Origin of the sequence: Paraburkholderia sp. SECH2 (assembly GCF_030464795.1) — a bacterium.
GTDB classification, from domain to species: Bacteria; Pseudomonadota; Gammaproteobacteria; order Burkholderiales; family Burkholderiaceae; genus Paraburkholderia; species Paraburkholderia aspalathi.
Genome location: NZ_JALPRH010000028.1, coordinates 1 through 17024 on the forward strand (window position 1 = coordinate 1; position 17024 = coordinate 17024).

12 protein-coding genes are annotated in these 17024 nt (G+C 62.3%); 4 read left to right on the forward strand and 8 right to left on the reverse strand.

The features are described from left to right. Positions 1-98: 98 nt before the first annotated feature. From M0D66_RS31685 to aspT (M0D66_RS31700), 4 genes are all read right to left on the reverse strand, one after another. Complete coding sequence (locus M0D66_RS31685; protein WP_093644741.1) at positions 99-1328, reverse strand: alanine--glyoxylate aminotransferase family protein; 1230 nt, start codon at positions 1326-1328, stop codon at positions 99-101. Positions 1329-1522: 194 nt separating this feature from the next. Then, positions 1523-3187 (reverse strand): bifunctional aspartate transaminase/aspartate 4-decarboxylase, encoded by a 1665-nt coding sequence (locus M0D66_RS31690; protein WP_256456074.1) that lies wholly within the window; start codon positions 3185-3187, stop codon positions 1523-1525. A gap of 102 nt (positions 3188-3289) precedes the next feature. Further along, complete coding sequence (aspT, locus tag M0D66_RS31695; RefSeq protein ID WP_093644717.1) at positions 3290-4972, reverse strand: aspartate-alanine antiporter; 1683 nt, start codon at positions 4970-4972, stop codon at positions 3290-3292. Between the two features lie 119 nt (positions 4973-5091). Further along, a complete protein-coding gene (aspT, locus tag M0D66_RS31700; RefSeq protein WP_093644715.1) occupies positions 5092-6774 on the reverse strand; it encodes an aspartate-alanine antiporter in 1683 nt (560 codons plus the stop codon). Between the two features lie 553 nt (positions 6775-7327). On the opposite strand from aspT (M0D66_RS31700), the gene M0D66_RS31705 reads away from it, so the two are divergent. Beyond that, positions 7328-8326, forward strand: coding sequence for a 2-hydroxyacid dehydrogenase (locus tag M0D66_RS31705; RefSeq protein WP_256456072.1), 999 nt, complete (start codon positions 7328-7330; stop codon positions 8324-8326). 89 nt (positions 8327-8415) lie between these two features. On the opposite strand, the gene M0D66_RS31710 is transcribed toward M0D66_RS31705, so the two are convergent. Continuing rightward, positions 8416-9063: a hypothetical protein gene (locus tag M0D66_RS31710; protein ID WP_093644711.1), complete on the reverse strand. Its 648-nt coding sequence runs from the start codon at positions 9061-9063 to the stop codon at positions 8416-8418. Between the two features lie 89 nt (positions 9064-9152). On the opposite strand from M0D66_RS31710, the gene M0D66_RS31715 reads away from it, so the two are divergent. From M0D66_RS31715 to M0D66_RS31725, 3 genes are all read left to right on the forward strand, one after another. Then, positions 9153-9977 (forward strand): crotonase/enoyl-CoA hydratase family protein, encoded by an 825-nt coding sequence (locus M0D66_RS31715; protein ID WP_266212519.1) that lies wholly within the window; start codon positions 9153-9155, stop codon positions 9975-9977. 225 nt (positions 9978-10202) lie between these two features. Then, on the forward strand, positions 10203-11369 hold the full coding sequence (locus M0D66_RS31720) for an MFS transporter (protein ID WP_200619318.1): 1167 nt from the start codon (positions 10203-10205) through the stop codon (positions 11367-11369). Positions 11370-11544: 175 nt separating this feature from the next. Beyond that, a complete protein-coding gene (locus M0D66_RS31725) occupies positions 11545-12705 on the forward strand; it encodes an MFS transporter (RefSeq protein ID WP_266212520.1) in 1161 nt (386 codons plus the stop codon). 133 nt (positions 12706-12838) lie between these two features. Here the strand turns inward: M0D66_RS31725 and fahA are convergent, their stop codons facing one another. Genes fahA through M0D66_RS31740 form a run of 3 tightly spaced genes read right to left on the reverse strand, consistent with a single transcriptional unit; the run spans position 12839 to position 16922 of the window. Next, a complete protein-coding gene (fahA, locus tag M0D66_RS31730) occupies positions 12839-14167 on the reverse strand; it encodes a fumarylacetoacetase (protein WP_266212521.1) in 1329 nt (442 codons plus the stop codon). After that, positions 14164-15510: a homogentisate 1,2-dioxygenase gene (gene hmgA, locus M0D66_RS31735; RefSeq protein ID WP_266212522.1), complete on the reverse strand. Its 1347-nt coding sequence runs from the start codon at positions 15508-15510 to the stop codon at positions 14164-14166. Before hmgA ends, fahA begins: the two co-directional genes overlap by 4 nt. 47 nt (positions 15511-15557) lie before the next feature. Then, positions 15558-16922: an MFS transporter gene (locus M0D66_RS31740; protein ID WP_266212523.1), complete on the reverse strand. Its 1365-nt coding sequence runs from the start codon at positions 16920-16922 to the stop codon at positions 15558-15560. Between the last annotated feature and the right edge of the window lie 102 nt (positions 16923-17024).

A 17024-nucleotide genomic window follows, 5' to 3' on the forward strand; every position in this document is an offset into this window, starting at 1 on the left:
CCCCGCACAGGGGGAACGCTAATAAACCACTAACAATTCAAGGAAAGGCCAAAGCCCTACGAACACTGACAATGCCGCCGCAAAAGGCAAAAAAACCTTCACTTCCCTTCGGACAACCCACGCTCCAACGCCGCCACCCCAGCCGGCAACTCAACCTTAACCCCAAGATCAACCATAGTCCTCCCAAGCGCATGCAAAGTCCTGAACAGATTATGTTCCCGGCACTGCTCGCCCATCTGCCCAATCCGCACAATCGGCAAACCAAACGACCCCGAGATTTCCACCTGATGCTGCCGCGAGATATGACCGCAAATATCAGCAGGACTCAATCGCTCCGGCACAACAATGCCAACAACCGAATTCAAACGACAAGGCGCCGGCGCATACAACTGCAAACCCAACGCAGTAATCCCCGCCTGCAGCGCCACAGAACACTTCAAATGCCGCGCAAACCGCTTCTCAAGCGTCTCCGCGCACACAAGCCGCAACGCCTCGTGTAAAGCCAACACGCCCGACACGGGCGCCGTATAGTGATACCCCGCGTTGTGCCAGAAATTCTCCGCAAGCGAAGCGTCAAGACACCAATGCGCATTCGGCGCCGTGCGCCCCTTCACCCGCGCCCATGCCTCATCCGAAAACGCGATCAGCGAAACCCCCGGGATCGACGACAAGCCCTTCTGCCCGCCCGTAATGACCGCATCAATACCCCACGCGTCCATCTCCAGGGGCATCGTGCTCAACGTACACACCGCGTCGACGATGACCAGCGCACCGGCCGCTTTCGCGAGCGCCGCAATCTCCTTCAATTGATGGTTCCACACGGTGTTGGACGTTTCGCCCTGCACGATCGTCACGATCTCGGGACGCTCGCGGCGGATCGCCTCAGCCACCGTTTCGAGACTCGCCACGGTACCGTCTTCGACGTCGAGTATCGCGACCTCCGCGCCGACGCGTCGACCCATCTCCGCCATCCGTTCGCTGAAAAAGCCGTTCTTGATGCTCAGCACTTTCGTGCCTTCCCACGCAAGGTTGGAGATCGCCATTTCCATCGCGGCAGAACCCGGACCGGCTACGCCCAGCACCCACTTCGAATTCGTCTGGAACACGTAGCGCGCCATGGTCTTCACCTGGCCGATCACCTTCACCATTGTGCTGCCCAGGTGATTGATCACCACCGTATTGGCCTTGGCCACCGCCGCGGGAATCGGCACGGGGCCGGCCCCCATCATCAGCAACGGCTCTTCGGGAAGAATGGCGTCGAGCGATTCGACAACCGGACAAGGCACAGCGTAGGAAACCGGTGCGGCAGAGGTGGATGAAGTCGGCATGATCGGTACGTGAATGTCAAAGTGCAAGGGACAAGCGGCCCCGCCAGCTATGACACTGGCGGGGCCGCTTGACTGATCATTCACTGATCCGCGCAATTGCGCAAGTTTTTTGTCCATGCTGGATCCGCGCTCGAAGCCGAGTTCGAGCGCGGATCCAGCACAAATCAACCGTGAATTAAAGCCTCAATTCACGTTCACTTCACCTTGGACTTATCCAGCTTCTTGCCAGTGGCCGCGTTATACCGCTCCACATACTCCTCGATCAGCCTGCGCATCGCGCGGCCAATCTGCCGATAGTCCGACTCGTTCAGATTAGCCAGCGACACCCGTCCCGACGGATGCTGCGTACCGAAACCGCGTCCCGGCAGCAACACGACGCGCGCTTCGCGCGCGAGGCGGAACAGCAATTCCGAAGGCTCGGTGTTCTTCAGAAGCCACTCGACGAACTCGCGCCCGAACATGCGCTCGCCGAGGAACTCGATGTCGAGAATCGTGTAGTAGTCGACCTGGTTCGGATCGTCGTCTTCGAACGAGATGCCGACCTCTTCGTACAGCGCCTGCTTGCGCTTGCGGATCAGGCGCTTCAACGCGTTCTTGTACGCGTCGGGCGTATCCATCAGCGAAAACAACGAGAACAGCACCATCTGCACCTGCTGCGGCGTCGACAAACCCGCCGTGTGATTCAGCGCGACAGTGCGGCTGTCGGCGACCAGTCGATCGATGAACTTGAGCTTGTCCGGTTCGGTCGTGATCGATTCATAACGCTCGTGCAACTGCTTCTTCGCGTCCTTCGGCAACTCGGCGATCAGCTTGTCGAGCACGTTGTCGCGATGCGTCGCGATCACGCCGAGACGCCAGCCCGTCGCGCCGAAGTATTTCGAGTACGAGTACACGAGGATGGTGTTCTTCGGCGCGAGCGCGAACAGCGAGACGAAGTCGTCAGCAAAGGTGCCGTACACGTCGTCGGTCAACAGAATCAGATCGGGACGTTCCTTGACGATGTCCGCGATGTATTGAAGGCTCTCGTCGTCGATCTTCACCGAAGGCGGGTTGCTCGGGTTCACGAGGAAGAACGCCTTCACCTTCGGATCGCGCAGCTTGTCGAGTTCCTTCTTCGAATACTGCCAACCGCTTTCAACCGTGGCTTCGAGATTGACGACGTTCAGCTGATAGTCGTTCAGGCGTGGAATTTCGATGTACGGCGTGAAAATCGGCAAGCCCAGCGCAATCGTATCGCCCGGCTTGATCAGGTGATTCTCGCGCATGGTGTTGAAGATGTACGTCATCGCCGCCGTGCCGCCTTCCACCGCGAACACGTCGAACTCGCCGACAAACGGATGGTTGCCGATCATCTCCTTGCGCAAATACTGCCCAACAATCTGTTCGGATAGCTTGAGCATCCGGTCCGGCACCGGATAGTTCGACGCGAGAATGCCCTCGCACATTTCATAGAGGAAGTCGCCCGCGGAGAGTCCGAGCTGATCGCGCACGTATGACACCGCGCCGCGCAGAAAGTCGATGCCAGGCACGCCCTTGTTTTCGCGCAGGAACAGATCGAAGCGCTCCGTCAGCCCTTCGCGTCGCGGAAAACCGCCAACGCCTTCCGGCATGAACGCAAACGAACGCTCCGACTCGCGCATCGCAAACAGGCCAAGCTGCCAGAAGCCGTGGCGCGGAATCGTCGCGAGGAAGTTCGGATTTCCACGGCCGGCATTGAGCATCGATGCGTTGGCGGCACGCTCCACCGCGCCGCCGCCGGCAGCCTTGATCAGTTCGTCCTTGAGCTCGAACGGGCTGAGCGCCGCAAAGCCGGCTTGAGCCATGTCGCCTTGTTTCTTGCCGCTTTTCTCTTTTGCCATGATGCGTTCTCCAATGTGCAAGTGAATGACGCCGGCGTCGCGAGTGACCGTTCAGTTGCCGCCGGCGTAAGAGAGATCGATAGATGCGTACGCTAAACCGGGCTAAACCAGCCCGACTACAAGCGGTCCGAGCAAGGTCAATGCGACGTTCGCAATTGCATAGGTGATCGCGAACGGCACGGTGGGTACGGCGCTTTCCGCCTTGTCGAGCACACCGCCGAATGCCGGGTTGGCACTGCGTGAACCTGTCAGCGCGCCGGCCAGGATGGCCGCGTTGTTGTAGCGCAGCACGTAGCGGCCGAACAGCATCGTCAGTATCAGCGGCAGCACCGTGACAACCACACCGAGCAGGAAGATCGTCATACCGCTCTGCTTGACGGTCACCACGGCCTGCAGGCCCGAATTCAAACCGACCACCGCGACGAACGCCGCGAGGCCGAAGTCCTTCAGCAACTGCGAAGCCGCGGAGGGCATCGCGCCGTACATCGGATGCTTGCCGCGCATCCAGCCGAACAGCAGGCCGGCCAGCAGACAGCCGCCGCCGGAACCGAGCGTGAGCGGAACGCCGCCCACGTCGATCACGATCAGACCGATCAGCAGACCCAGCACGATGCCGACACCCATATAGATGAAGTCGGTCTTGTTGCTATACGGCAGCTCGTAGCCGGCTGCATCGACGGCGCGCTTGGTATCTTTAGGTGAACCGTAGAAAGTGATCACGTCGCCGTGCTCGAGCTTGGTTTCGGGCAGGATCGGCAGCGGCTGGCCGGCACGCGAGGCGCTCTGGATATAGACGCCGTGGCGCAAGTCGCGATCCACGACTTCGCGTGCAGCGGCGATCGTCGTGTGGTTCATGCCCTTGCGTGTGAACACGCCATCGCGTGTCTGCATCACGACGCCAATGTCGTCGACGCTGGCGATCTCGTTGCCGTTCGCGCCGAATGCGACCACCGCCTCCCGGCGGCCCACCACCAGCACTTCGTCGTTGAGTTGCAAGGTCAGATCGGGCGTCGGCTCGAGGTTCTTACCTTCACGCTTGATCCGCTCGATCGTCAACATGTCCTGATGCAGGGTCTCGACGGCCTTGACCGTTTTCCCGGCGCTGACATCGATCTTGTACGCGCGCCCTACCAGTTCGGGCAACGCACGAATTTGCCCAGCGCCGAGTGAGGACGAGCCCGCAGACAGTTCGCGCTCGGCTTCGATCGAGGCGTCGCGCAGACTCTGCCCCATGAACTTAGGCAGGATGTTCACGCAGACAATGATGGCGCCGAGCGAGCCGAACACGTAGGTCACCGCATAGGCAATCGCCACGTCGGACTGCAGCGACTTGACCTGATCGGCGGGCAGACCGAGACGCGCGATGGCGTCGCCGGCCGTGCCGATGATCGCCGACTGCGTCAACGCGCCGCCCGCGAGTCCGGCTGCGAGACCCTTGTTCAGATGGAACAGCTTCGCGCAGATCACCACGGTGATCAGTGCGGTGACGGCGAGAAAGATCGCCATTGCGATCTCACGCAACGTCTTGCGATTCAACGAGTTGAAGAAGCCCGGCCCGGAGTCGTAGCCGACCGCGTAAATGAACACGGCGAACATCACCGATTTCACGCCGTTGTCGATCGTCACGCCCGCCTGACTGATCAGGACCGCGGCCAGCAATGAACCGCCTACGCCGCCTAACTGGAATTTGCCGAAGTTGATTTGCCCGATGAAATAGCCGGCTGCAAGTGACAGAAACAGCGCAATCTCGGGTGATTTCTGAAAAATATGATGTAGCCAGTCCATCATGCCCTCGCTGGATAGTTTGCGGTACTGAGTACTGGGTGCTGCATGTGCATACGAACCTGACGGCATCCGTATGCGGTCGACTGCGCGCCACGCTGCGCGCAGTCCATCTGCCCCGCCTAGCCGAACTTCCCGGCGAGGCCGACCACGACCGGCCCCATCAACGGCAGCAGAATGTTCGAGAGTGCATAGGTGATCGTGTAGCCGATCACGGGTGTCGAATTGCCGGTTACGCCGACCAGCGCGCTGATCGCAGGCGTGCTGCATTGCTGACCGGCGATGGCGCCAAGCAGCATGGGCGCTTCGAGCTTGAGAAACGCGCGGCCGATCCAGAGCGACAACAGACCGGGCACGAGCACCATCAGGATGCCGGCGACGGGCAGCGCCAGGCCGTATTCGCGCACTAGCTTGATGGCATCGGGCCCCGCCGACAGCCCGACGGCGGCAATGAAAGTGGCAAGACCGAAGTCCTTAAGAATTTGCGCGGCGGCCGAAGGCAGCGAGCCGACTAACGGATGGCGCGAACGGATCCAGCCGAATAGCAATCCTGAGAGCAGGCAGCCGCCGCCCGTACCAAGCGCGATCGACACACCGCCGATGCGGCCGCCGAGATGGCCAATCGCCATGCCAAGCAACACGCCCAGGCCGAGATAGACGAAGTCGGTTTTCTGGGTTGGGGTGAGCACGTAGCCCAGATTCCGCGCGCCACGCTCGACGTCGGCTTTCGCGCCCACCAGCGTCAGCACATCGCCGCGATTGAGCTCGGTGCCGGGTAGCGCGGGCACCGTGGTTTCAAGCCGCGTGACGGCCGCGATGTAGATGCCGCGCCCGTCCTCCGGTTTTGCCCGTTCACGCAACTGCGCGACCGTCAGACCGTGCGCGTCGCTGCGCGTCAGCACGATGTCGAGCTTCTCCGCAATGATCTGGCCGAAGCCGGCATCCGCCACTTCTTCGCCGAGGCTGGCAGCCGCGGCCACCATCGCTTCGCGCCGCCCGCCCACGAGAATCAGGTCGCCGGTGGCCAAGGTCAGTTGCGGCTCGACCGGCACGTCCGCACCGTTGCGCCGAACCTGCTCGATGGTCAGGTTGAAGCCGTGCTTCTGTTCGAGCGCCTGGATCGTCGCGCCAGCCGCCGTGCCGACCCGGAACGCGCGGCCCACGAGCGCCGGGGCCGCGGCCCGCTGCCCCTCGCCGAAGGCGCCGTCGCCGCCGAGCTTGTGCCACACGCGCTCGGCTTCTTCGCGCAGATTGATGCGCAGCAGCAGGGGCGCAAACTGACTGGTGAACAGGACGATGGTGATCAGGCCGAACAGGTAGCTCACGCTGTACGCGGTCACGATGTTGGCCTGCAGGCGCAGCGTCTCAGCATCGCTGAAACCGAGCTTGGCGATCGCCTCCGAAGCCGTGCCGATCACGGCCGACTCCGTCGCGGCACCTGCCAGCAATCCGGCCGCCGTACCGGCGTCGAGCCGCATCACGAGGACCGCGATCATGATCAGCACCAGCACCGAGACGATCTCGACCACTGACAGCAAGCCATAGCGCCAGCCCCGGCCAATGTTGGCAAAGAACTGCGGTCCGCCGGTGAATCCCAGCGCAAAGATGAACAGCGCAAAGGCGATGTTCTTCAGATCGGGAGCCAGCCGCGCGCCCGTCTGCCCCAGCAGCAAGGCGACGATCAAGGTGCCGCAGACGCCACCCAGCTGAATTGGCCCCACGCGAAACGAACCAATGAAATATCCGATTGCAAGGCTTGCGAACAGCGCGATCTCCGGTTGAGACCTCAGCAATTCACCGATCATGTTGGCTCGCCGATTTACGGTTTATTAGCAGAAAGATGAAAAAATCTTTCTGGAATTTGAAATGAATTCGATCCGAGTCACCCCGACTCAGAAATTACTCATCCAGCATGATCGCATTCCATCGAATGGAAAGTTTATGGCAATGACATGACGCTCTCGGCGCCAAAGAAGGTATGCCGCAATGCAGCGACGATAGCGATAGTGAAATACTTTTCAGCAAGTTCGACAGTCACACTTTCCTCGCGAAGTTTGCCCGACGCCTTGAAAAGGGCATGCTCTGCTGGCGGCCGGTTCTCTCGTGGCATGATTGAACATGCTTTTTTGGGACTTCTTTTTTAATAAATATTGTAGTTCGGCATCGCTGTCAATATGATTTTCAATTGCGACCGTTTTCGCTTCGCAAAAGATGATCTTTAGTAAAGATCTGAATGGATTTCGAACTGTGCATCGTAAGCGGAGGTCACTGCCATTAAGTGCCGATATACTGACTTGCCTGCATGCCGCGTCGTGAATTGGCATTCGCCGCGCCGGCACTTATCCTTCGGAGCCACTCATGCGCATGATCCTGTTCAGCAGCCGCCAATACGACAGCGACACGTTCGGCGAGGCCAACGGTACGCATCGCTATGAACTGCACTTCCAGGAATCGCACCTCGATGTCGAGACCGCGATCCTCGCGCAGGGCTATGAAGTAGTCTGCCCGTTCGTCAACGACAACGTCGACGCTGCCGTACTGGAACGTCTCCACGCCGGTGGCACGCGCATGATCGCGCTACGCTCGGCGGGCTTCAATCACGTCGACCTGGCCGCGGCTGAACGTCTCGGCATAACGGTTGCGCGGGTGCCGGCCTACTCGCCGCACGCGGTCGCTGAACATGCGGTCGGTCTGATTCTGGCGCTGAACCGGCGCTTGCCGCGCGCGGTCGCGCGCACCCGTGAAGGCGATTTCTCGCTGCATGGGCTGCTCGGCTTCGATCTGCATGGCAAGACTGTGGGCGTGATCGGCACCGGCATGATCGGCCGCGTGTTCGGACGCATCATGGCGGGCTTCGGCATGCAGGTGCTCGCGCATGACCCCGGCACGCCGGCCGACGATCTACTCGCGCTCGGCGCGCGCTACGTGCCGCTCGACACCCTGCTCGCCGAAAGCGACGTTGTCAGCCTGCATTGTCCGCTGGTGCCGGGCACGTACCATCTGATCGACGGGCCCGCGCTCGCAAAGATGAAGCGTGGCGCGATGCTGATCAACACGGGGCGCGGCGGACTTGTCGAAAGCAATGCGCTGATCGGCGCGCTGAAAGATGGCCAGCTCGGCCATCTCGGGCTCGACGTGTACGAGGAAGAAGGCGGCCTCTTTTTCGAGGACCACTCGAACCTGCCGTTGCAGGACGACGTGCTGGCGCGTCTCTTGATGTTCCCGAACGTGATCGTCACCGCGCACCAGGCATTCTTCACGCGCGAGGCGATGAACGAGATCGCGCAGACCACGCTCGAGAACGTCGCGGCATGGCACGCCGGCACGCCGCGCAACGTCGTGCAAGCGCGCGGCTAGCCAGACCTCCGCCCGCTACCCGCTACCCACACCACCGTTGATTGTGCGAGGGAGGGGACTCGAACCCCTACACCGGCCTCGCATCTGCTTTATCGGAGCGGGCTGTCGCCGGCCACCGCGTCCGAGGCGCCATCCACCGTGGTCGGGCGGATTACCGTGCGGGCGTCGTCCGCTGCGCCGCATATCTCGCGCAGCAAGGCCGCCTCGCGTTCGTGCACTTCCACCGGAAACCAGCGCGCGCCCGCATCGGCCAGATAGCGCGCGCGATGCTGTCCGTTGCGAAACGCCACCACGCCCTCGCGTTCAAGACCGAACCAGCCCAGCAGACCCGGCGCGCGACGCGTCGAGATCGTCACATACGGCATCTGCGGAATACGCGGATTCTCCGGATCGAGAAACTCGCGAATACCACGCACCTTGCCCGAATGCCATTCGGCGACCGGCTTCAACACGTAATCGGTGTTGTCGCGATCCGCGCATTCCAGCAACTTACGCGCGTCGACCATGACCACCTGATGGCGCGTGCCGTCCGTCACAAAGACGCGTTTCAGGCGCACATGGTCGTACCATGGATGTTCATGTTCATGCAGAGGGACGTTCCAGACCATCTCGGCACTGGCCGGCGCGGTTTCGGGCGATGAATTGGACAAGGGCAAAAGCAGGCTCGATAAGCTGGCAAAAAAACGCCAGCGCGTTAAAAGAGCGCTAACGCTACGAGCCGATTGTGAAAGATGCATGACAACCAACGGTATTAGTCGCACTGCATGAGCGCAGCACATGAACCTCCGGCATGAGCAGCCGGATGCGAACCTTTACGGACACTACGATGATAACCACGCAAAATCTAAATGAACATGTGTGCATCGAAGCCAATGAGGACACCGGCGTCGCCACTATCGTGCTCTCACGACCGGCGCAGCGCAATGCCGTCGACCGTCCTACTGCCGAAGCGCTCAGTGCCGCCTTCCTCCGCTTCGAAGCGGAGCCGGCATGGCGCGCGGCCGTGCTGTTCGGTGCGGGCGGCACCTTCTGCGCCGGCGCGGATCTCACTGCGCTCGCGGATGAGGCCCGCCGCAATGAACTGCACGCCGACGGAAGCGGTCCCGGTCCAATGGGACCGACGCGCATGAGCTTCAGCAAACCGGTGATTGCCGCGATTGCCGGCTATGCGGTCGCGGGTGGTCTCGAACTGGCAGCGATGTGCGATCTGCGCGTCGTCGAAGACGACGCTGTGCTCGGCGTGTTCTGCCGACGTGTCGGAATTCCGCTAATCGATGGCGGTACGATCCGCTTGCCGCAACTGATCGGTCTGTCGCGAGCACTCGATCTGATCCTGACCGGCCGCGCGGTGAATGCGCAGGAAGCGCTCAGCATCGGTCTCGCCAACCGCGTTGTGCAGAAGGGCGAGGCACGCGCCGCGGCAGAACAGTTGGCCGCTGAACTCGCGGCCTTTCCGCAAGCGGCGCTGCTGGCGGACCGCCGCTCCGCATTGGAAAACAGCACGCTCGAGGATCTCGCTCTCGCCCTGCAACGCGAAGGCGCCGGCGGCTATCAGGCAGTATTCGACGAAGGCGTTACAGGGGCCGCGCGTTTTGCCAAAGGCGCAGGCCGTCACGGCAACACTTTCAAGTCAGACGAAAGCACGCCATAAAACAGCACCATTCCACGGCGATGTGCAGTCGCGTGCATGGCCAATGCACGCTCCAAGGCGCGCTTTCAGCAAAAAACAACAGCCTGCTTGACGCTCAGCAAGCGTGTTTTGACTTAGGTAGAATCCCCTACTGTTTTCCCCTCGCATGGCGCATGCGTTCTCGCCCCGAAAAATGCGCGCCTGCCGCACGACGCTTCCCGTCGTGCTGATTCACGCTCCGTCACCATGCCTTTGCCCCTGCTCGCCCTTGCCGTTGCCGCTTTTGGAATCGGTACCACCGAATTCGTGATCATGGGGCTGCTGCCCGATGTCGCACGCGATCTGTCTGTGTCGATCCCGGCAGCCGGCATGCTGGTGTCGGCTTATGCGCTCGGCGTCACCATCGGCGCGCCGATCGTTGCGATCGCCGTGGCCAACATGCCGCGCAAGAAGGCGTTGATGAGCCTGATCGGCGTCTTCATCGTCGGTAATCTGCTGTGCGCGGTCGCGCCGGGCTACGCGGTGCTGATGGCCGCGCGCATCGTCACGGCGTTTTGCCATGGCGCGTTCTTCGGCATCGGTTCAGTGGTCGCGGCCGGTCTGGTCGCGCCGAACCGTCGCGCGCAGGCCATCGCGCTGATGTTCACCGGCTTGACGCTCGCCAACGTGCTCGGCGTCCCGCTCGGCACCGCGCTCGGCCAGGCGGTGGGCTGGCGCGCGACCTTCTGGGCCGTGACCGGCATCGGCATTCTCGCTGCGGGCGCGCTCGCCGTGTGCCTGCCGGCGAAGATCGAGATGCAGAAGGCGAGCCTGATCCATGAATTCAACGTGCTGAAGAACCCGCAAGTGCTGATGGTGCTCGGCATCAGCGTGCTCGCGTCGGCCAGCCTGTTTTCCACCTTCACCTACATCACGCCGATTCTCGAAGACGTGACCGGCTTCACGCCGCACGCGGTCACCTTCGTGCTGCTGCTGTTCGGCCTCGGCTTGACGGTGGGCAGCACGCTCGGCGGCAAGCTCGCGGACTGGCGGCTGATGCCTTCGCTGGTCGCGTTTCTGCTGGCGATCGTCGTCATCCTGACTATCTTCGCCGGCACGATGCACGCCGAGATTCCGGCCATGATCACGATCTTCGTGTGGGGCATTCTGGCCTTCGCGATCGTGCCGCCGCTGCAAATGCTGATCGTCGACCGCGCGAGCCATGCGCCGAATCTGGCGTCGACTCTGAATCAAGGCGCGTTCAACCTCGGCAATGCAACGGGAGCGTGGCTCGGTGGCATGGCGATCGGCGCGGGTGCGCCGCTTACCACGTTGCCGTGGGTCGGCGTGGCGACCTCGATCGGTGCACTGGCGCTGACGCTGTGGTCGGTGTCGATCGACCGGCGCGCACAACGGATGGCCGTAGCCGGATAACCGAGGCACGCGCGCGCAGACTGCGCGGACGGCGTCAGCCAGGACAGGTTTCGTATCGCCGCCGCCGGCGAGCGGCGGGCATCACCTCGACAGCAAGCGAACGCGGCCCTCGACCGCGTTCATGCAATCCGCACACAGGTGCGAATGACTCGTGGCCGTAGTAGCATCTGGCCCGATGAAAGTCATCTTCACTCGCGATTTCCTCGCTTTGATCCTTAGTGTTGCCGTCGTCGGACTCGGCAGCGGCGCCACGCTTCCCCTCACTGCCCTCGCGCTGACGCAAGCCGGCTATGGCACCGACGTGGTCGGTCTACTCACCGCCGCGCAAGCGGGCGGCGGCCTGCTCGTCGTGCCGGTGGCCGCCTGGATCGCCGCGCGCTGCGGCGGCCGCCAGGTGATCGTCGGCGCGGTGCTGACGGTTGGGGCCGCCACCGCGCTGATGCAATTCACCTCGAACCTGTGGCTATGGGCCGCGTTGCGCGTACTCTGCGGCGCGGCGCTGATGCTGCTCTTCACGATCAGCGAAGCATGGGTCAACCAGCTCGCCGACGACGCCACCCGCGGCCGGGTCATCGCGATCTATGCGACCAACTTCACGCTATTTCAGATGTCGGGTCCCGTGCTGGTGAGCCAGATCGCCGACTTCACGCACTGGCGCTTCCTGATTTGCGGCGCGATCTTCCTGCTGGCATTGCCCGCACTCGCCAGCATCCGCAAGACGCCGCAAGCGTCGAAGGATGAACACGCCGCGCACGGCAGCTGGCGCCATGTATTGCCGCAGATGCCGGCGCTCGTGATCGGTACGGGGTTTTTCGCGTTGTTCGATACGATCGCGCTGTCGCTGCTGCCGCTCTTCGCCATGTCGCACGGCATCACGAGCGAGGTGGCCGTGTTATTCGCGTCCGCCCTGCTGCTCGGCGACACGACGATGCAGTTTCCGATCGGCTGGCTCGCCGACCGGCTCGGCCGCGAACGCGTACATATCGGCTGCGGCGTGATCGTCGTTATATTGCTGCCGTTGCTTCCCTGGGCGATCCATATGCCGTGGCTGTGCTGGCCCTTGCTCTATGTGCTCGGCGCGGCGGCTGGGGCGATCTATACGCTGTCGCTGGTCGCGTGCGGCGAGCGGTTCCGCGGCGTCGCACTGGTGTCGGCAAGTTCGGTGGTGGGGGCGTCGTGGAGCGCGGCCAGTTTCGGTGGACCGCTTGTGGCCGGCGCGTTGATGAAGGGGGTTGGTAACGACGCGATGGTCGGTGTGCTGCTGGTTGCTGCGCTTGCGTTTCTTGCTGCGGTTTGGTGGGAAAAGCGACGTGCGCCCGCGCGTGCAATCGGCTGAGGGTACGGCTGCGCTGTTGTTGCGTTGAGGCGTCGAACCACCCTCGCCTCGGGATACGAAAACGGAGAAGCCTCGATGGCTTCCCCGTTTTGCATAGCGCTTCCTTCCGCGTGATTTCCGCGCTACCTCTGCTCTACTTCCGCGCCGGCAGAATCTCGCCAACACACGTGCCGAAGCCCACACGATACCCATCGCCCTGGCACCATCCGGCGAGCGTCAGTTCGTCGCCGTCTTCGATAAACCCTCGTGTGCCGCCTTCCTTCAACTCCAACGGATTCTTGCCGTTCCAGGTGGACTCGAGGAGGCTGCCGCATGAGTCGGCGGTCGGGCCGCTGATCGTGCCCGAACCCATCAGATCGCCAACCCGCGTGTTGCAGCCCGATACCGTGTGATGCGCGAGCTGTTGCGCCATCGTCCAGTACATGTGCTTGAAGTTGGTCCGCGAGATCGTGGTGGGCTGCTTTGCCGTCTGCGGCCGCAGTGTCACTTCCAGCGAGATGTCGAACGCGTGCTTACCTTCGTGGCGCAAGTACCCCAGCGGCTGCGGCTCCTGCACGGGCTGCTCGACACGGAACGGTTCGAGTGCGTCAAGCGTCACGATCCACGGCGAGATCGTGGTTGCGAATGTCTTCGCGTTGAACGGGCCGAGCGGCACGTATTCCCATTGCTGAATGTCGCGCGCGCTCCAGTCGTTCAGCAACACCATGCCGAAGATGTGCGCTTCGGCATCGGCACAGGCAATCGGCTCGCCCAATGTATTGCCGCTGCCGATCACGAAACCCGTCTCCAATTCGATATCCAGCTTGCGGCATGCGCCGAATACCGGACGCTCCTGGTCCGGCAGTTTCAACTGGCCGTTAGGACGCCGCACGGGCGTGCCGCTCACGACCACCGATGACGCGCGTCCGTTGTAGCCGATCGGCATTTCGGACCAGTTCGGCAACAGCGCATTCTTCGGGTCGCGGAACATCGAGCCGACATTCGTCGCGTGCTCTTTCGACGAATAGAAATCCGTGTAACCCGGAATCTGCACTGGCAGATGCAGTTGCGCATCGGACTGACGCACCAGTGCTTTCGCACGCAAGGCGGAGTCGTCGCGCAAAGTCGCAGTGTCCCGCGCCAGCAGATTGCTCAACTGGATGCGCACACTGCGCCATGCATCGCGGCCAAGCGAGATGAAATCGTTGAGTGTGTCCTGCTCGAACGCCCGGTCTTTCGTTGCAGTGAATTGATCGGCAGAGGCGAGCGGAAGCTTGAGCAAGCCGGCGGACTTGAGAACGCTCAGATCGACGATCTCATCGCCAATCGCGACTCCCACGCGGCGCGCGTCATTGTTCTTATCGCTGAAAATACCGAACGGCAGATTCTGGATCGAAAAATCGTTAGTCGAATCGTTTGCCGACTCGACCCAGCTCTTACGCGACGGATCGAGCGTCGCCTGAAGATCGCTCAATGCGCTCATCGTTGCTCCGGGTTGAAGTGTTTCTTGAGACCTTGCCAGCACTCGTAGTAATGCGCCTGCAGTTGCGCGGTTTCGAGCGCGAAACGGGTCGGCTTGATCAGCGTGCGCGTTTCGAACATGAAGGCCATCGTGTCGCCGACTTTCTTCGGCGTGGATGTATCGCCATGCGACGCTTTCTCGAAGGTGTCCGCGTCCGGCCCATGACCCGACATGCAGTTATGCAGGCTCGCGCCGCCCGGCACAAAGCCTTCGGCCTTCGCGTCGTACACGCCATGCACAAGGCCCATGAATTCGCTCGCGACGTTGCGATGGAACCAGGGTGGGCGGAACGTATCTTCGGCCGCGAGCCAGCGCGGCGGGAAGATCACGAAGTCGATCGTGTCGACGCCCGGCGTATCGCTTTGCGATTGCAGCACGAGAAAGATCGACGGGTCCGGATGGTCGAAGCTGATCGAACCGATCGTGTTGAAGCGGCGCAGATCGTATTTGTACGGCGCGTAGTTGCCGTGCCACGCCACCACGTCGAGCGGCGAATGACCGATATCCGCGCGCCACAGGTTGCCGTTCATCTTGGCGACGAGTTCGAAGTCGCCTTCGCGGTCTTCGTAAGCAGCTTGCGGCGTGAGGAAATCGCGCGGATTGGCGAGGCCGTTCGAGCCGATCGGGCCGAGGTCCGGCAGACGCAGCAGCGCGCCGAAGTTCTCGCAGATATAGCCGCGCGCGGTACCGTCCGGCAGGCTCACCGCGAAGCGCACGCCGCGCGGAATCACTACGATCTCGAACGGCTCGACATCGAGTCGGCCCATTTCGGTGGCGATATGCAGACGGCCTTCCTGCGGCACGATCAGCAATTCGCCGTCGGCGTTGTAGAAGAAACGATCCTTCATCGAGCGGTTCGCTGCATACAGATGGATCGCGCAGCCGTTCATCGCTTCGGCTGCGCCGTTGCCCGCCATCGTTATCCAGCCATCGACGAAATCGGTCGGCTCGGTGGGCATCGGCAATGCGTCCCAGCGCAACTGGTTAGGCGGCGTTGGCGGCACCTCGGCGAAGTTGGCGACGAGCCGGTCCGAGGGCAGCAGCGTGAACGGCTTGTGAACTGCTGCCGGACGAATCCGGTACAGCCATGAACGGCGGTTATGTCCGCGCGGCGCGGTGAACGCGGTGCCCGACAGTTGCTCGGTGTACAGGCCATAGGCCGCGCGTTGCGGCGAGTTGCGGCCCTCGGGCAGCGCGCCCGGCAAAGCCTCCGTAGCGAATTCGTTCGCGAATCCCGACTGATAGCCCGGCTCGATTTCGAGTCGCGAGCTGGCGGTATTCGGCGTGCGGGTTGAGGTATCCATACAAGGTTCTCCGTTGATACTTGATCTGTCGACGTGCGCTGTCTGTCTCAGGCCGCCTGGGGCTCTGACGGGTTGCCGCGTTGCCGCGTGGCGGCGGCCAGCGCGATCACCAGCAACGCGGAGCACAGCACCGGTACCGCAGCCGCATGAAACAACGATTCATTCGACCAGTTCAGCGCGATCAGTTGTCCACCAACCAGCGGCCCGATCACCGAGCCAATGCGGCCGATGCCGAGGCTCCAGCCGATCCCTGTGGAACGCAACGTGGTCGGATAAAAATGGCCGGCCAGCGCGTTGACCGCCGGCTGTCCGCCGACCACGCAGAAGCCGCCCGCGAATACGACAAGCAACAGCCACGGCAGCGCATGCGCGACCGTTCCGATGGTGCCGACCGCCAGCGCCGCGCCCGCGAAACACACGAACAGCACACGCACAAAACCAAAGCGCTCAATGAACCAGCCGAGCAACAAGGTGCCCACCACGCCGCCCGTCTGCAATACCCTGCCGACGATCACCGCCGTGCTCGGCGAGTAACCGGCATCGCGCATCACGGTGGGCAGCCAGTTCGACAGGAAGTAAAGATCGATCAGGTTCATGAAGCTGATCGCCCACAAAATCAGCGTGACCGGGCCACGACCCGCGCGGAACAGTTCGGCGACGGGCGCGCCGCCGTTGCCCTTTTCACGCACAACGATACGTGTATTCGCGTCAATCGGTAGCGCCGGATTGAACTTCGCGAGCCAGCGCAACGCGCGATCGCTGCGCCCTTTGAGGACCAGAAACTGCAGCGACTCCGGCAATGCGGCCAGCATCGCGAACGCGAGCAGCAAAGGCACGGCGCCGCCCACCCAGAACACCGCGCGCCAGCCGTACGCTGGGATCAGCGCGGCGCTGATGAAACCACCCAAAGCCGCGCCCAGCGTGAAGCCGCACGACACCAGCATCATGCGCTTGACGCGATGCGCGGGGGTCGAGAATTCGCCGACCAGCGCCATCGCATTCGGCATGATGCAGCCGAGTCCGAGGCCCGTGATGAAGCGCAGCGTGATCAATGCGGGGATCGTCTCAACGAAGGGCGTGGCCAGCATCGATAGCGCGAAGAAAAACGTCGCGCCAATCAATACCGGGCGCCGGCCAATGCGGTCAGCCAGCACCGACAAGCCCAACGCACCCAGCAACATGCCGAACAGACTGGCGCTGAACACGGGCCCGAGCGCCGCCTTCGAGACATGCCATTCACCGATCACGCTCGGCGCGACGTAGCCCATCGCTTGCGCGTCGAAGCCGTCGATCACGAGGCATAGCCCGCATAGCGCGAGCAGCATCAACTGGAATGCCGGGTGATGCGTTTCGCCGAGCACGCGCTCGACTTCGATCACATTGGCGGCGGCCACGGCCGGTTTGGCGCTCATTGGGTCGTCTCGTCCTGACTGGATTGTTTGGGTTTGGTCGCGGCGCGCGCCCGGTCGGTCCGCGGTCAGGGACCACGCCCTTTCCCGCAAAGGAGACACAAA

What these genes read in the sequence shown, in the direction of transcription:
- aspT (WP_093644717.1), bottom strand. Translation starts at nt 4,972, where the DNA reads ATGGACTGGCTACATCATATTTTTCAGAAATCACCCGAGATTGCGCTG.
- M0D66_RS31705 (WP_256456072.1), top strand. Translation starts at nt 7,328, where the DNA reads ATGCGCATGATCCTGTTCAGCAGCCGCCAATACGACAGCGACACGTTC.
- M0D66_RS31690 (WP_256456074.1), bottom strand. Translation starts at nt 3,187, where the DNA reads ATGGCAAAAGAGAAAAGCGGCAAGAAACAAGGCGACATGGCTCAAGCC.
- M0D66_RS31715 (WP_266212519.1), top strand. Translation starts at nt 9,153, where the DNA reads ATGATAACCACGCAAAATCTAAATGAACATGTGTGCATCGAAGCCAAT.
- aspT (WP_093644715.1), bottom strand. Translation starts at nt 6,774, where the DNA reads ATGATCGGTGAATTGCTGAGGTCTCAACCGGAGATCGCGCTGTTCGCA.
- M0D66_RS31720 (WP_200619318.1), top strand. Translation starts at nt 10,203, where the DNA reads ATGCCTTTGCCCCTGCTCGCCCTTGCCGTTGCCGCTTTTGGAATCGGT.
- M0D66_RS31685 (WP_093644741.1), bottom strand. Translation starts at nt 1,328, where the DNA reads ATGCCGACTTCATCCACCTCTGCCGCACCGGTTTCCTACGCTGTGCCT.
- M0D66_RS31740 (WP_266212523.1), bottom strand. Translation starts at nt 16,922, where the DNA reads ATGAGCGCCAAACCGGCCGTGGCCGCCGCCAATGTGATCGAAGTCGAG.
- hmgA (WP_266212522.1), bottom strand. Translation starts at nt 15,510, where the DNA reads ATGGATACCTCAACCCGCACGCCGAATACCGCCAGCTCGCGACTCGAA.
- M0D66_RS31725 (WP_266212520.1), top strand. Translation starts at nt 11,545, where the DNA reads ATGAAAGTCATCTTCACTCGCGATTTCCTCGCTTTGATCCTTAGTGTT.
- fahA (WP_266212521.1), bottom strand. Translation starts at nt 14,167, where the DNA reads ATGAGCGCATTGAGCGATCTTCAGGCGACGCTCGATCCGTCGCGTAAG.
- M0D66_RS31710 (WP_093644711.1), bottom strand. Translation starts at nt 9,063, where the DNA reads ATGCATCTTTCACAATCGGCTCGTAGCGTTAGCGCTCTTTTAACGCGC.